At 39.7% G+C, this 15459-nt stretch carries 24 protein-coding genes; 23 read left to right on the top strand and 1 reads right to left on the bottom strand.

All coding sequences use genetic code 11. The features are described from left to right. Positions 1–143: 143 nt before the first annotated feature. Positions 144–1031: a LysR family transcriptional regulator gene (locus AC0VXV_RS19605; RefSeq protein ID WP_475529758.1), complete on the bottom strand. Its 888-nt coding sequence runs from the start codon at positions 1029–1031 to the stop codon at positions 144–146. 119 nt (positions 1032–1150) lie between these two features. Here AC0VXV_RS19605 and AC0VXV_RS19600 point away from each other — a divergent pair, with 119 nt between their 5' ends. From AC0VXV_RS19600 to rplR, 23 genes are all read left to right on the top strand, one after another. Next, positions 1151–1831, top strand: a complete 681-nt coding sequence (locus AC0VXV_RS19600) for a response regulator (protein ID WP_475529757.1) — start codon at positions 1151–1153, stop codon at positions 1829–1831. Then, entirely contained in the window at positions 1828–2799 is a 972-nt protein-coding gene (locus AC0VXV_RS19595; protein ID WP_475529756.1) for a sensor histidine kinase, read from the top strand. Before AC0VXV_RS19600 ends, AC0VXV_RS19595 begins: the two co-directional genes overlap by 4 nt. Before the next feature lie 97 nt (positions 2800–2896). Next, positions 2897–3658 carry an ABC transporter ATP-binding protein gene (locus AC0VXV_RS19590; protein ID WP_350478633.1) on the top strand — a complete coding sequence of 254 codons (762 nt, stop codon included), beginning with the start codon at positions 2897–2899 and terminating at the stop codon, positions 3656–3658. Further along, a complete protein-coding gene (locus AC0VXV_RS19585; protein WP_475529755.1) occupies positions 3648–5633 on the top strand; it encodes an FtsX-like permease family protein in 1986 nt (661 codons plus the stop codon). The genes AC0VXV_RS19590 and AC0VXV_RS19585 overlap by 11 nt, the downstream gene beginning before the upstream one ends. Before the next feature lie 125 nt (positions 5634–5758). After that, entirely contained in the window at positions 5759–7078 is a 1320-nt protein-coding gene (locus AC0VXV_RS19580) for a Na+/H+ antiporter family protein (protein ID WP_475529754.1), read from the top strand. Positions 7079–7438: 360 nt separating this feature from the next. Next, complete coding sequence (rpsJ, locus tag AC0VXV_RS19575; protein ID WP_008406970.1) at positions 7439–7747, top strand: 30S ribosomal protein S10; 309 nt, start codon at positions 7439–7441, stop codon at positions 7745–7747. A 51-nt stretch (positions 7748–7798) separates the two neighbouring features. Further along, positions 7799–8428 (top strand): 50S ribosomal protein L3, encoded by a 630-nt coding sequence (rplC, locus tag AC0VXV_RS19570; protein ID WP_008406969.1) that lies wholly within the window; start codon positions 7799–7801, stop codon positions 8426–8428. Between the two features lie 27 nt (positions 8429–8455). Then, a complete protein-coding gene (gene rplD / locus AC0VXV_RS19565; protein WP_251690867.1) occupies positions 8456–9079 on the top strand; it encodes a 50S ribosomal protein L4 in 624 nt (207 codons plus the stop codon). Then, positions 9079–9363, top strand: a complete 285-nt coding sequence (gene rplW, locus AC0VXV_RS19560; RefSeq protein WP_008406966.1) for a 50S ribosomal protein L23 — start codon at positions 9079–9081, stop codon at positions 9361–9363. Before rplD ends, rplW begins: the two co-directional genes overlap by 1 nt. Before the next feature lie 43 nt (positions 9364–9406). Beyond that, positions 9407–10237, top strand: a complete 831-nt coding sequence (gene rplB / locus AC0VXV_RS19555; protein ID WP_008406964.1) for a 50S ribosomal protein L2 — start codon at positions 9407–9409, stop codon at positions 10235–10237. A gap of 60 nt (positions 10238–10297) precedes the next feature. After that, the gene (gene rpsS / locus AC0VXV_RS19550; RefSeq protein WP_004233637.1) at positions 10298–10576 is read left to right on the top strand and encodes a 30S ribosomal protein S19; all 279 of its coding nucleotides are present in this window, start codon (positions 10298–10300) and stop codon (positions 10574–10576) included. Positions 10577–10598: 22 nt separating this feature from the next. Beyond that, positions 10599–10943: a 50S ribosomal protein L22 gene (gene rplV, locus AC0VXV_RS19545; protein ID WP_008406963.1), complete on the top strand. Its 345-nt coding sequence runs from the start codon at positions 10599–10601 to the stop codon at positions 10941–10943. Positions 10944–10946: 3 nt separating this feature from the next. Then, positions 10947–11603: a 30S ribosomal protein S3 gene (gene rpsC, locus AC0VXV_RS19540; RefSeq protein ID WP_008406961.1), complete on the top strand. Its 657-nt coding sequence runs from the start codon at positions 10947–10949 to the stop codon at positions 11601–11603. Between the two features lies 1 nt (position 11604). Continuing rightward, positions 11605–12039, top strand: coding sequence for a 50S ribosomal protein L16 (gene rplP / locus AC0VXV_RS19535; RefSeq protein ID WP_079523484.1), 435 nt, complete (start codon positions 11605–11607; stop codon positions 12037–12039). Next, positions 12029–12229, top strand: coding sequence for a 50S ribosomal protein L29 (gene rpmC, locus AC0VXV_RS19530; protein ID WP_004233646.1), 201 nt, complete (start codon positions 12029–12031; stop codon positions 12227–12229). The genes rplP and rpmC overlap by 11 nt, the downstream gene beginning before the upstream one ends. Positions 12230–12247: 18 nt before the next feature. Continuing rightward, a complete protein-coding gene (rpsQ, locus tag AC0VXV_RS19525) occupies positions 12248–12511 on the top strand; it encodes a 30S ribosomal protein S17 (RefSeq protein WP_079523483.1) in 264 nt (87 codons plus the stop codon). Positions 12512–12557: 46 nt separating this feature from the next. Then, complete coding sequence (rplN, locus tag AC0VXV_RS19520; protein WP_008406955.1) at positions 12558–12926, top strand: 50S ribosomal protein L14; 369 nt, start codon at positions 12558–12560, stop codon at positions 12924–12926. A gap of 37 nt (positions 12927–12963) precedes the next feature. Then, entirely contained in the window at positions 12964–13272 is a 309-nt protein-coding gene (rplX, locus tag AC0VXV_RS19515; RefSeq protein WP_057986278.1) for a 50S ribosomal protein L24, read from the top strand. A gap of 28 nt (positions 13273–13300) precedes the next feature. Further along, positions 13301–13840, top strand: coding sequence for a 50S ribosomal protein L5 (rplE, locus tag AC0VXV_RS19510; RefSeq protein WP_079523482.1), 540 nt, complete (start codon positions 13301–13303; stop codon positions 13838–13840). A 23-nt stretch (positions 13841–13863) separates the two neighbouring features. Further along, entirely contained in the window at positions 13864–14049 is a 186-nt protein-coding gene (locus AC0VXV_RS19505) for a type Z 30S ribosomal protein S14 (RefSeq protein ID WP_079523481.1), read from the top strand. Positions 14050–14079: 30 nt separating this feature from the next. Then, positions 14080–14478: a 30S ribosomal protein S8 gene (gene rpsH, locus AC0VXV_RS19500; protein WP_079523480.1), complete on the top strand. Its 399-nt coding sequence runs from the start codon at positions 14080–14082 to the stop codon at positions 14476–14478. A 31-nt stretch (positions 14479–14509) separates the two neighbouring features. After that, entirely contained in the window at positions 14510–15049 is a 540-nt protein-coding gene (rplF, locus tag AC0VXV_RS19495; protein WP_079523479.1) for a 50S ribosomal protein L6, read from the top strand. Between the two features lie 42 nt (positions 15050–15091). Further along, complete coding sequence (rplR, locus tag AC0VXV_RS19490) at positions 15092–15451, top strand: 50S ribosomal protein L18 (RefSeq protein WP_008406944.1); 360 nt, start codon at positions 15092–15094, stop codon at positions 15449–15451. The last annotated feature ends 8 nt before the right edge of the window (positions 15452–15459 follow it).

Genomic DNA, 15459 nt, shown 5'->3' with positions numbered 1-15459 from the left:
TTTTAACATTACAAATTCCGGCATATAAATTTCCAAGCAATAACGGTTTCCTTACACAGGCGAATGATCAGATTGGCCGTATTATGTAGGGAAACAGATTAAAATGGTTGCCTAGAGATACTGAAACTTTCTAGACAACTTTTTTATTGGGAAACAAATTCCCGGGCAAGTTTAATAAATTCCCGTACAGCAAAAGGCAAGTATTTATTTTTCTTCCACGTAACCCCCAGTTCAAGATAGATTGCTTCTTCCTGAAAAGGGATGCATTTTATCGAAGTGTATGGAATTTTTTCGGCAAGCTTTTCCGGAAGCAGTGCAATCCCCAGTTTTGCCTGAACCATTTCGATAAATAAATCTTTCTGAGTCGTTTCACATGTAATTGTAGGGAAGAATCCGTGTTTGGAGCACTCCTCGATAATGCGGTCATACAAAATAAAATCTTTCCGGTAAATAATAAAAGTCTCATTCGCTAATTCATTTAGCTGTATTGTTTCCTTTGCTGCTAAAGGATGACTTTCATGGACGATTAACATTAAAGGATCTTCTAAAAACCGTATCGTTTCCAAAGATTCGTTCGAGGAAGTCACACTGCATACTAAACCAACATCCAGTTCACCTGCTTCAATTTCCTGGCGTATGCGCTTCGTTCCAACTTCCGTTAATAAAATTTCGATATATGGATTAAGCTCTTTATAATAGCTAATCAATTTTGAAAAAAACTCGGCCCCAACGATTGGTGGAATCCCGATACGGATTTGGCCTTTCTTTAATTCCATCAAATCCGTTAATTCCGATCGCAGGTTTTGAAATGATTCAAGTACTTGCATCGAATTCACAAGAACGGCCTGACCGGCATCCGTCAGCTCAAGCTGTTTGGATGAACGGTAAAATAACGGTACGCCCAGCTCTGACTCAAAGTTTTGGATTGCTTTACTAATAGATGGCTGTGACACATGCAAAGTTGCGGCAGCCTTCGTAAAACTTAAATGCTTGGCCACTTCAACAAAATATTCGATTTGGCGTAGATCCATTTCTTTTTCCCCACCTTTTCACCTATAATTCCTGTAATTGAATTGATTATAGCAAAGATTGTAAGGGTTGGACTGTTAGTTTTTTGTATAATGGAAGTATATAGAAGGAGTGGTGTTCTTTGAAGGTATTATTAATAGAAGATGATGTCTCCATATTTAATCTGATAGGTGAACGATTAGCGCAATGGAATATACAAGTAATTGGACCGAAAGACTTTCAACATATAATGGTGACATTTAAAGAAGAAGAGCCTCAGCTTGTTATTATTGATATTCAGTTACCTGCATTTGACGGCTTTCATTGGTGTCGTGAAATAAGGGCGGTATCGAATGTCCCTATTTTATTTCTTTCCTCACGCGATCACCCGATGGACATGATCATGGCGATGCAAATGGGAGCGGATGACTTTGTGCAAAAACCTTTCCATACAGAAGTATTAGTCGCAAAAGTACAAGCATTGCTTCGTCGTGCTTATAATTATCAGGAAACACAGCAAAGTGATATTGAAACATGGAATGGAGCTGAAATTCATTATGACCGCGCAATTGTTCACTATAAAGAGAATCAGATAGAGTTAACAAAAAATGAGCTGTTTATTTTAAAGGTGCTGGTAAAGGCTAAAGGGCAAATCGTCTCCCGGGATGAACTAATGCGTAAATTATGGGATGATGAGCGCTTTGTAAACGACAATACATTAACGGTCAACGTAAACCGTTTACGCCAACGTTTAGAGGATATTGGGCTTATCAATGTCATAATGACAAAAAAAGGCCTTGGCTATTTGGCGGTGGATGCATGATCCGCTTGTTTATAAGACAATATATATCCGCCATCCTATTTGTAATCCTACTTCAGTTGCTGATGAATTTAATATTATTTCTAGATACAGGATTTCATGATGTTTCCCTGCTTTATTTAAATATTATCTGGTTTACGCTCGTAGCCGGTTATTTCAGTTTACGCTATGTGAAAGACAGGAAATTGATGAAGCCGTATGCGAAGTATAGTGGGTCTTACTATGACGTTATTCATGAAGATTACAAAGAGCAGCTGGCTGATAAAAATGCAAAAATACAGGAACAGAAACTGATTGTACTGGAACGACAGGATGAGCTGTTGGCATGGGTGCATGAAATGAAATCTCCATTAACCGCAATGCAGTTATTAATGGAAAAAGTAGAAAAAGGCGAAGTAAAAGAACGCATTGAGAATGAATGGCTGCGCCTTTATTTATTATTAGACCAGCAGCTTCATGCAACACGTCTTATGACAATCGAACTTGATAACCGAATCGAAAAAGTAAAGGTGAAGGATGTACTTATTCAAGAAATTAAAGCATTGCGCAGCTGGTGTTTTGAAAAGCAAATCGCCATTAATCTGGAATTGGATGATCTGACTGTACCTACAGACGCAAAGTGGTTAGGTTTTATCGTACGGCAAGTTTTATCGAATGCGGTAAAGTATAGTGAGATCGGTGGAGAAATCAGAATATCCGCTCAAGTGGTTAATGAACAGGCAGTTCTTATCATTCAAGATGACGGAATCGGTATAAAGCGTGAGGATTTGCCGCGTGTATTCCGAAAATCCTACACTGGAACAATTGGTCGTGAAACGAGTGCTGCAACAGGAATGGGGCTGTACCTTGCTAAACAGGTGGCACAATCACTGCATATTGTTCTGGCAATCGAATCAACAGAAGGGGTAGGTACTTCTATAAAAATTACTTTCCCTAAAATGAATGAATATCAGAAAACGCTTGGAATGTGACGAACTTGTCACTTACCGGGCGTTTTTGTCATGTAAATCAAACGATTCCGATTAATAGACCATGTAGAATGAAAGTAACAAGAAAGGATGGGAAACAATGAGTATTTTAATCGCACGTAAAGTTCGAAAAACATATGGTAAGCGCTCGCTTGCACAGGAAGTATTAAAAGGCATAGATTTGGAAGTGGAAAAAGGTGAATTTGTCGGCATTATGGGTGCTTCTGGTTCGGGAAAAACAACGCTATTAAATGTACTCTGCTCCATAGACCAGGTGACAGACGGATTTGTCGAAATTAATGGGCAAAAGCTTCAAGGGATGAAGGAACGTACATTAGCGAAGTTTAGACGTGATGAGCTCGGCTTCATCTTCCAGGACTATAATTTACTGGATACATTGACGGTAAAGGAAAATATTTTACTGCCATTATCGCTTAGCTCCATTCCTAAAGCAGCAGCAGAGCAACGTTTAAAGGAGCTCGTATCGATTTTAGGGATTGCAGATATTTTAACGAAATACCCGAATGAAATTTCCGGTGGTCAAAAGCAGCGTACATCCGCAGCCAGAGCCTTAATATCCAATCCATCACTTGTATTTGCAGATGAGCCAACAGGGGCACTTGATTCAAAAGCTGCAACGGCACTGCTCGACAATTTAGCAAAAATTAATAAAGCAAAAAATGCAACGATCATGATGGTTACACATGATGCCATTGCCGCTAGTTTCTGTTCCCGTGTACTGTTTTTAAAAGACGGCCAAATTTATACGGAACTGTATAAGGGCGATAAATCACGCAATGAGTTTTTCCAGCAAATTTTGAATACGCAAAGTGTTTTAGGCGGTGAGCAGAGTGAAGCTTAGTCAGCTCGTTATTAAAAGCATGATAAAAAATATGCGTCACTATTACTTATACTTTTTCGCACTCATTTTCAGTGTGACGCTGTTTTTCTCATTTGTGACACTGCAGTTTAATGAGTCGGTTATTGAAGCGACAAAAGCGAGCGGAACGGCCGCTTCAGGATTTGAAGCGGCATCGTATATGCTGTATTTTATCGTTCTGTTCTTCGTACTGTACGCGAATCATTTATTTATTAAGCGCCGGAGCAAGGAAATTGGGTTGTATCAACTGGTCGGCATGACAAAAGGGCTTGTGACACGCCTGATTGCCTTTGAAAACATCCTTTTATTTGCTGGTGCGGTAAGCGTCGGAATTTTATTAGGATTTTTAAGTTCACGTTTATTTGCGATGATTTTACTGAAGCTACTAAAATTTGATGCGGTTGTAACATTGAGTATTAGTAAAGTTGCAGTTGTGAATACGTTAATTGTATTTGGCATTCTGTTAGTAATCATTTTAGTGCAAATGGCATTTATGGTATACAGAACAACATTGCTTTCGTTATTTAACGCATCCAAACAGGCGGACGAGCGTGTAAAACGCTTTAGTGTATTCCCTATGGTGATGGGTGCTATTGGATTGGCATTGATTATTTATGGCTACTATGAGAGTACGATATTATTTTCAGGGCATACAACAAACTTATTTTTAAGCATGATCATTATTTTAGCGACAACAATCGGCGGTACTTACTTTGTATTCCGCTATTCGGTTGCATTCATATTAAATCTGTTCCGTCTAAGAAAGAAAGGGCATTTAAATTTAACAGATGTTCTGGCGCTTACACCCATTATGCACCGAATGAAGGGCAATGCTAAATCTCTTACACTCATTACTGTTATTACAGCAGTGTCTCTTGCAATTACTATACTTTCCTACATTAGCTATTATTCAGCAAATAGTACGGCGGAAAATTCAATACCAGCAGATTATATAGTAGCAGATGGACGTGGAGAGGCATTCATTGAAACGCTGGTGCAGGAAGAGATTACATTTGAGGAAAAGACATTTAGACTGACAAGTGCACAGTTTGATATGACAGACTTTTTTTCTGGTGAAATAGTAGATATGCTTCAAGGCAATACGTTAGCGGATGTGTTAATGATTCCGCTTTCGGACTACCAACAGATTGATTCAGATGTAAAGCTTTCCGAGGGTGAAGCAATTATTGCAGGGTATAATGGCTTTCAGGCAAATATAATGCCGCTTGAAGCACCTTTGGATTTAACATTCTTGCACCAAGAGCACCAATTTCCTTTAAAAGTTAAGGAAGTAAATGATACATCGGTTGTAGCATGGCGTATTACGGCAGGCGGTTTTGTTGTTATCGTTGAAGACACGGTTTTCGAACAGTTGCAGCAACTAAATGAGGAACATGCAATTGGTTATACAACAAAAGAGCAAACATCGATTAACTTGATTGATGCTGATGATGAAACATATCAAATTGTAGAAAAGCTATATAAACAAACAGGTGCCAATATACTGTATGAAGATAGTGAAGCAAACCGTGGAGTAAATAAACTGAGTTCGCAACGATCAACTGTTGAATACAATTTAAATCTTTACGGGACATCAATATTTACAACAGCGTTTCTAGGTTTAGCTTTTTTATTGGCAACGGGCAGCATTTTATACTTTAAACAAATGTCTGAAGCGGATGAAGAGATGGAATCCTATAAGATTCTTCGTAAAATCGGTTTTACACAAGAGGAATTAACGCGCGGTATAATGATGAAACAGTTGTTTAACTTTGGTGTACCGTTACTGATCGGACTGTTGCACAGCTACTTTGCAGTGAAATCCGGCTGGTTTTTATTCGGTACAGAATTGACAACCCCTCTACTTGTAACAATGGCATTATATATCGCCATGTATATCGTATTTGCTGCATTAACAATCAATTATTACAGAAAAATAATAAAACAGGCTTTATAATACTTCAAACCGTCAACTTTCTCTTATTTGACGGTTTTATTTTATCTATATCCGTTGACTAGCGTTCGATTTTCTTGTAACTTTAACACATTAGTAATTTAGCAGACGAAAGTGAAGTGTACAACATGAATGCTGTTTTAATAGCGGTAGGGGTTATGCTTATTTTAAGCCTACTGCGTATAAATGTCGTTTTATCCCTGACGGTTGGGGCAATTCTTGGCGGCATTGCCGGCGGATTAAATATAACAGAGACAATCAAGGCCTTTGTAGACGGTCTTGGCGGGGGCGCAACAATTGCGCTAAGCTATGCACTGCTTGGTGGATTTGCCCTCGCAATATCTCGTACTGGTATACCTGAAGTGTTAGTCAAAGCAATTTTAAAAATCGTACAGCGTGAAGGCGACTCTCAAAAGAAAGGTGCTGCCAAAGCATTAATCTTCTTAGTATTATTTGCAATGGCAATCATGTCGCAAAACTTGATTCCGGTGCATATCGCATTTATTCCTTTAATCGTACCGCCGATGATTAAAATTATGAACATGCTGCAAATTGACCGCCGTTTAATCGCATGTATTTTAACGTTCGGTTTAGTTATGCCTTATATGTTCATACCTGCAGGATTCGGTTTAATCTATCAAGGTATTATTGTCGATCAAATGGCCATAGCAGGACTTGACGTTCCTTTGAGTGATGTTCCTAAGGCAATGGCTATTGTAGCGCTAGGGATGGCTGTAGGGCTTGCAGGAGCCTTTGTTGCCTACCGTAAACCAAGACAGTATGAAATTATCGAACTGGAAACATCGAATGATTTAAATAAAGAAGTAAATACACTACACATTATTTTTGCTGCTGTAGCATTAATCACTTCTATAGTAGTACAGGTAATGACGGATTCTATGATTGTCGGGTCGATTGCCGGTATTATCATTTTATATATTACAGGCGCACTGAAAGTAAAAGAAGCAGATGAAGTTCTATCGGATGGAATGCGTATGATGGCGTTTGTCGGGTTCGTCATGATTTCAGCGAACGGGTTTTCGGCTGTTATAAATGCTACAGGCGATGTTGAAACACTAGTATCAGGTGCAATGGACATTTTTAACGGAAATGTAAGCATAGCCGTTTTAATTATGTTAATTGTCGGATTAATTGTCACAATGGGAATTGGTTCTTCATTTGCAACGATTCCAATCATTGCAGCAATCTTTGTTCCGATTGCAATGGAGCTGGGGCTAAGTGAATTAGCTATCATCTGTTTAATCGGAACAGCGGGTGTACTCGGTGATGCTGGTTCCCCCGCATCCGATTCTACATTAGGTCCAACAGCAGGGCTAAATGTCGATGGACAGCACAATCATATTTGGGACACATGTGTACCGACATTTATCTTCTATAATATCCCACAGATTATTTTCGGTTGGATTGCAGTCGTTTTCTTTCTATAATATAGTCGCCGCTTTCAGCAAACAGAAAGCGGCGATTTTTCCATTCTCTGAACCGTTAGTTTTCAGAATAATATATTTAAAGCATATTACTCCCTTTTCAGTTGCTTTCATCGTCAGAAACTTATATACTAGAAAACGGCTCAAAAAGAGCGAACCTATTTATAAAGAATAAAACATTATGAAAAGAATTTTGCTAAAAGACTTGCGAACTTCTTTTTTATTGTATATAATGTTGAATGTTGGTCTTTGACTGCGATGAAGCGAGAGGTTGCCGACACACCCGGCCGCTTTGCCATGGCGGTGTGTAGGAGAAATTTTCGTGGAGAATGTCTAGAAAATAGGCGAGAAGGAGGGAAAGTAATGGCAAAACAAAAAATTCGTATTCGTTTAAAAGCATATGATCACCGTATCCTTGATCAATCTGCTGAGAAAATCGTTGAAACTGCGAAACGTTCAGGTGCTGGAGTATCGGGTCCGATCCCGCTACCAACTGAAAGATCTGTATACACGATCTTACGTGCGGTTCATAAGTACAAAGATTCTCGTGAGCAATTTGAAATGCGCACACATAAACGTCTTATCGACATCGTTAACCCGACACCACAAACTGTTGATGCGTTAATGAAGCTTGATTTACCATCTGGCGTTGATATCGAAATCAAACTTTAATGGTAAAAACAAATATAAAACTTTTTCTAAAATTTACAGGAGGTGTGACAAATGACTAAAGGAATCTTAGGTAGAAAAATTGGTATGACTCAAGTTTTCGCTGAAAACGGAGATCTTATCCCAGTAACAGTAATCGAAGCTACTCCAAACGTAGTTTTACAAAAGAAATCTGTTGAAACTGATGGCTACGAAGCGATCCAATTAGGTTTTGAAGATAAGCGCGTTAAGCTTTCAAACAAACCTGAACAAGGTCACGTAGCAAAAGCAAATACTGCTCCTAAGCGCTTCATCCGTGAGTTCCGCAACTTAGAAGCTGCGACTTACGAAGTTGGTCAAGAAGTCAAGGTTGAAATTTTCGCTGAAGGCGATGTAATCGATGTAACAGGTGTAACAAAAGGTAAAGGTTTCCAAGGTGTTATTAAACGTCATGGTCAATCTCGCGGCCCTATGTCTCACGGTTCTCGTTACCACCGTCGTCCTGGTTCAATGGGTCCAGTTGCCCCGAACCGCGTATTCAAACAAAAGAAATTACCTGGTCAAATGGGTGGCACAGTTGTTACTATTCAAAACCTTGAAATCGTTAAGGTTGACGTAGAGCGCAACTTACTACTTGTTAAAGGTAATGTTCCTGGTTCTAAAAAAGCATTAGTAACAGTTAAAACTGCTATTAAATCAAAATAATTCTCTTAAAGAAAGGAGGAAACAGGAATGACAAAGGTTTCAGTACTTAGTCAAACAGGTGCTTCAGTTGGTGAAATCGAATTAAACGATGCGATTTTCGGAATCGAGCCAAACGAAGCTGTATTATTCGACGCTGTAGTTGCACAACGTGCTTCTTTACGTCAAGGTAATCACAAAGTTAAAAACCGTTCTGCAGTTGCTGGTGGTGGTCGTAAACCATGGCGTCAAAAAGGAACTGGTCGTGCTCGTCAAGGTTCGATCCGCTCTCCACAATGGCGTGGTGGTGGTGTTGTATTCGGTCCTACTCCACGTAGCTACGCTTACAAACTACCTAAGAAAGTTCGTCGCTTAGCAATTAAGTCTGCTTTATCTACGAAAGTATTAGAGCAAAACTTAGTAGTACTTGATGCATTATCATTTGATGCACCAAAAACAAAAGATTTCAAATCAGTACTAGCTGCTTTAGAAATCAGCAAAAAAGCATTATTCGTAACTGCTGAAGTTAACGAAAACGCTATTTTATCTGCTCGTAACATCCCTGGTGTTACAGTGTTAACAGCTGAAGGAATCAACGTATTAGATCTATTAGGTCACGATAAAGTTGTATTCACTCAAGATGCTGTAAAAAAAGTTGAGGAGGTGCTTGGATAATGGAAGCACGTGATATCTTAAAACGTCCGGTCATTACTGAGCGTTCTTCAGAAATTATGGCAGAGAAAAAGTATACTTTCGAAGTAGACACTCGCGCTAACAAAACTCAAGTTAAAGACGCTGTTGAAGAAATCTTCGGTGTTAAAGTTGAGAAAGTAAACGTAATGAACTACAAAGGCAAGTTCAAACGCGTTGGTAAATTCGGTGGATACACTAACAAACGTCGTAAAGCGATTGTTAAATTAACTGCTGATTCAAAAGAAATCGAGTTATTCGAAATCTAATTCTAAATTTATATAAGTAACCTTAAAGAAGGAGGGAATACAAATGGCGATTAAAAAGTATAAGCCAACCTCAAATGGTCGTCGTAACATGACATCATCTGACTTTGCTGAAATCACTACTAATAAACCTGAAAAGTCTTTATTAGAACCGACTAAACGCAAAGCTGGTCGTAACAACCAGGGTAAAATTACTGTTCGTCATCACGGTGGCGGTCACAAGAAACAATACCGTGTTATCGATTTTAAACGTCTTAAAGACGGCATTCCAGGACGCGTTGCTACAATCGAGTACGATCCAAACCGTTCTGCGAACATCGCTTTAATTAACTATGCTGACGGTGAAAAACGTTACATCCTAGCTCCGAAAGGTCTTGAAGTAGGTCAAACTATTTATTCAGGTCCAGAAGCGGATATCAAAGTAGGTAACGCATTACCATTAGCAAACATTCCAATGGGTACTACAATCCATAACATCGAAATGAAACCTGGTAAAGGTGGACAATTAGTACGTTCAGCTGGTACTTCTGCGCAAGTATTAGGTCGTGAAGGTAAGTACGTAATCGTTCGTTTACAATCTGGTGAAGTACGTTTAATCCTTGCTACTTGCCGTGCAACAATCGGTCAAGTTGGTAACGAGCAACACGAACTTATCAACATCGGTAAAGCAGGTCGTTCTCGTTGGTTAGGTAAACGCCCAACAGTACGTGGTTCTGTAATGAACCCTAACGATCACCCACACGGTGGTGGTGAAGGACGTTCTCCAATCGGACGTAAATCTCCAATGACACCATGGGGCAAACCAGCTCTTGGTTACAAAACTCGTAGCAAGAAAAATAAATCATCTAAATTTATTATTCGTGGACGTAAAAAATAATGTGGTAAAACTACGGTTCAGTTCGAGAGCCGTGGTCGTATCACGGAGGGAGGTTCCTAAATGGGTCGCAGCTTAAAGAAAGGACCTTTTGTTGATGACCACCTAATGAAAAAGGTGGAAGCACAAGAGGCTTCTGAGAAAAAACAGGTTATTAAAACTTGGTCTCGCCGTTCTACTATCTTCCCAAACTTCATCGGTTTAACAATCGCTGTATATGATGGACGTAAACACGTTCCTGTATACGTAACTGAAGATATGGTAGGTCATAAACTTGGTGAGTTCGCACCAACTCGTACTTATAAAGGTCACGGTGCAGATGACAAGAAAACAAGACGCTAATTTTGAGAGGAGGTAAATCCTAATGACACAAGCTAAAGCTATCGCTCGTACAGTTCGTATCGCTCCTCGTAAAGTACGTCTAGTAGTAGACTTAATCCGAGGCAAGCAAATTGGTGAAGCAGTTGCAATTTTACGTCATACTCCAAAAGCGGCGTCTCCAGTCGTTGAGAAAGTATTAAAATCTGCAGTTGCTAACGCTGAACATAACTATGAGTTAGATGTTAATAACTTAGTTGTATCTGAAATCTTTGTTGATGAAGGTCCAACATTAAAACGTTTCCGTCCACGTGCACAAGGTCGTGCGTCGGCAATCAACAAACGTACTAGCCACATTACAATCGTGGTATCTGAGAAGAAGGAGGTTTAATCCGTGGGTCAAAAAGTACATCCAATAGGACTACGTGTTGGTGTTATTCGTGACTGGGAGTCAAAGTGGTTCGCTGAGAAAGACTATGCTAACTTATTACACGAAGACATCAAAGTACGTAAATATATCGAAACTAAACTTAAAGATGCATCTGTATCTAAAGTAGAGATCGAACGCGCTGCAAATCGCGTAAACATCACTATTCACACTGCGAAACCAGGTATGGTTATCGGTAAAGGTGGTACGGAAGTAGAAAACTTACGTAAACACTTAACTGAAGTAACTGGTAAACGTGTGCATATCAACATTATTGAAATCAAACGTGCAGATCTTGACGCTAAATTAGTAGCTGAAAACATCGCTCGTCAACTTGAGAACCGCGTATCATTCCGTCGTGCTCAAAAACAATCAATCCAACGCACAATGCGCGCTGGTGCAAAAGGTATTAAAACACAAGTATCTGGTCGTTTAGGTGGCGCTGATATCGCGCGTGCTGAACACTATAGTGAAGGAACTGTTCCGCTTCATACATTACGTGCTGACATTGATTATGCACATGCTGAAGCTGATACTACTTACGGTAAACTAGGCGTTAAAGTTTGGATCTACCGTGGTGAAGTCCTTCCTACTAAAAAGAACTCTGTGGAAGGAGGCAAATAATATGTTATTACCTAAACGCGTAAAATATCGTCGTGAACACCGTGGTAACATGCGTGGAGAAGCGAAAGGCGGTAAAGAAGTATCTTTCGGTGAGTGGGGCTTACAAGCTACTACAGCATCATGGATTACAAACCGTCAAATCGAATCTGCTCGTATCGCAATGACTCGTTACATGAAACGTGGCGGTAAAGTTTGGATCAAAATCTTCCCACATAAGCCTTACACGAAAAAGCCTCTAGAAGTCCGCATGGGTTCTGGTAAAGGTTCTCCTGAAGGTTGGGTAGCAGTAGTAAAACCAGGAAAAGTAATGTTCGAAATTGCTGGTGTATCTGAAGAGGTAGCACGCGAAGCACTTCGTTTAGCATCACACAAACTTCCTGTTAAATGTAAGATCGTAAAACGTCAAGAAACTGGTGGTGAATCTAATGAAAGCTAATGAAATCCGTGACCTTGCCACTTCTGAAATCGAGTTAAAAGTGAAATCACTGAAAGAAGAGCTTTTCAACCTTCGCTTCCAATTGGCGACTGGTCAATTAGAAAACACAGCTCGCATCCGTGAAGTTCGCAAAGCGATCGCACGTATGAAAACTGTGATTCGTGAAAGAGAAATCAGTGCAAATAACTGATAAAGGAGGGTTTTAAGTATGACTGAGCGTAACCAACGCAAAGTTTACACGGGCCGTGTTGTTTCTGACAAAATGGATAAAACAATTACTGTTTTAGTTGAAACTCACAAAAAGCACAAGCTTTATGGCAAGCGTGTAAAATACTCGAAAAAGTTTAAAGCTCATGATGAGCAAAACACTGCGAATATCGGTGATATCGTACGTATCATGGAAACTCGCCCGCTATCAGCTACTAAACGCTTCCGTTTAGTTGAAGTTGTAGAAAAAGCGGTTATTATTTAATAACACATTTCGGAATAAAATATATTTCCGAAGGGAGGTAACCTAAGTGATTCAACAAGAAAGTCGTATGAAAGTTGCTGACAACTCAGGTGCACGTGAAGTTTTAACTATTAAAGTACTTGGTGGTTCTGGACGTAAAACTGCAAACATCGGTGATATCGTTGTTTGTACGGTTAAGAAAGCAACACCAGGTGGCGTTGTCAAGAAAGGTGACGTTGTTAAGGCTGTTATCGTTCGCACAAAATCAGGTGCTCGTCGTAAAGACGGTACTTACATTAAATTTGATGAGAATGCTTGCGTAATTATCAAAGATGATAAATCACCACGCGGAACTCGTATTTTCGGACCAGTTGCACGTGAATTACGTGATGGCAACTTCATGAAAATCGTTTCTTTAGCTCCAGAAGTTCTTTAATTTCATGACAGTACCAATCAAGGAGGTGCGACACATAATGCATGTTAAAAAGGGCGATAAAGTAAAAGTAATTACTGGTAAAGACAAAGGTAAAGAAGGCGTAATCTTAGCTGCTTTCCCTAAACAAGACCGCGTTCTTGTTGAAGGTGTGAACATCGTTAAGAAACACGTTAAACCTAACCAACTTAACCCACAAGGTGGAATTGTTTCTCAAGAAGCTGCAATCCACGTTTCGAACGTAATGCTAATCGATCCTAAATCTGGCGAGCCGACTCGTGTAGGTTATGAGATCAAAGATGGCAAAAAAGTTCGTGTTGCAAAAAAATCAGGTGTAGTAATCGACTAATAAGTAAATTGAGAAGGGAGGTACACACATGAGCCGCCTAAAAGAAAAGTATTTAAACGAAGTTTCACCTGCTCTTATGAGCAAGTTCGAATATAAATCAGTGATGCAAGTTCCTAAAGTGGAGAAAATCGTAATCAACATGGGTGTTGGTGACGCTGTTCAAAACTCAAAAGCTCTTGATGTAGCTGTTGAAGAATTAACAACAATTACTGGTCAAAAACCAGTAGTAACTAAAGCGAAAAAATCTATCGCAGGTTTCCGTTTACGTGAAGGTCAAGCGATCGGTGCTAAAGTTACATTACGCGGTGAGCGTATGTATGAATTCCTGGATAAATTAATCTCTATCGCACTTCCACGTGTACGTGACTTCCGTGGTGTTTCTAAAAAAGCATTCGACGGTCGCGGTAACTATACATTAGGTGTTAAAGAGCAACTAATTTTCCCAGAAATCGATTACGATAAAGTTTCAAAAGTACGCGGTATGGACATCGTGATCGTAACTACTGCGAATTCTGACGAAGAAGCTCGCGAGTTATTAACACAGTTCGGTATGCCGTTCCAAAAGTAATTTAAACAAGGAGGGCGAAAAACTTGGCTAAAAAGGCAATGGTTGTTAAACAACAACGCAAACAAAAGTTCAAAGTACAAGAATATACACGCTGTGAACGCTGTGGCCGTCCACACTCTGTATACCGCAAATTTAAACTTTGCCGTATTTGTTTCCGTGAACTTGCATATAAGGGACAAATTCCTGGCGTTAAAAAAGCCAGCTGGTAATCCCCTAATTTGGGAAGGAGGTAAATTTTCATGACAATGACTGATCCGATTGCAGATATGCTTACACGCATTCGTAATGCGAACATGGTGCGTCACGAGAAGTTAGAAGTTCCTGCTTCTAACGTAAAGAAAGAGATCGCTGAAATTTTAAAGCGTGAAGGTTTCGTACGTGATGTAGAATATGTAGAAGACAACAAGCAAGGTATCATCCGTATTTTCTTAAAATACGGTAAAGATAACGAGCGTGTTATCACTGGTCTAAAACGTATTTCTAAACCAGGTTTACGTGTATATGCTAAAACAAACGAAGTACCTAAAGTATTAAACGGTCTTGGTATCGCTTTAGTATCTACTTCAAACGGTTTATTAACTGACAAAGAAGCTCGCGCTAAACAAGTTGGCGGAGAGATCTTAGCATACATTTGGTAATTAGTAAGAAAAGAACGGAGGTGCAATATAAATGTCTCGCGTAGGTAAAAAAGTTATCGAGGTACCTGCTGGCGTAACAATCGAAGTCGCTGCTGACAACGTTGTTACTGTTAAAGGTCCTAAAGGCGAATTAACTCGTCAATTTAACCAAGATATGAAAATCGAGCAAGAAGGCAACACACTTTCAGTTGTTCGTCCTTCTGAATCTAAAGAACACCGTACAAACCACGGTACAACTCGTGCGTTACTAGCTAACATGGTAACAGGTGTTTCTGAAGGCTTCACTCGTACTCTAGAACTTGTTGGTGTAGGTTACCGTGCACAGTTACAAGGTACTAAGCTTGTACTAAACGTTGGTTACTCTCACCCAGTTGAGTTTACACCTGAGCAAGGTTTAGAGGTCGAAGTTCCTTCGAACACGAAGATCATCGTTAAAGGTATTTCTAAAGAGCGTGTTGGTGCATTAGCATCTAACATCCGTGACGTACGTCCACCAGAGCCGTATAAAGGTAAAGGGATCCGTTACGAAGGTGAATTCGTTCGCCGTAAAGAAGGTAAAACAGGTAAATAATGCGGCGTAAAACCGCATTAAATTTTGAAAGGAGTGACCACTGTGATTACGAAACAAGATAAAAATCAAGTTCGTAAAAAACGTCATGGGCGTGTTCGTTCTAAAATTTCGGGTACTGCACAACGTCCACGTTTAAACGTATTCCGTTCTAACAAGAACATTTATGCACAACTAATCGATGACGTAGCTGGCGTAACTTTAGTTTCTGCTAATACTCAAGAAAAAGCTTTCGAAGGTATGGGCGCAAACGTAGAAGCTGCTGCTAAAATCGGTGAAACAATCGCTAAACGCGCTGCTGAAAAAAATATTACTACAGTAGTATTTGACCGTAGCGGTTACTTATATCACGGACGTGTAAAAGCTTTAGCAGAAGCTGCACGTGAAAACGGCTTAGAATTTTAATAAGAAGG

The organism is Solibacillus sp. iso_87, from assembly GCF_056173085.1.
The sequence above is the reverse complement of the archived record's forward strand: the minus strand, read 5'-3'. Positions and strand labels throughout refer to the sequence as shown.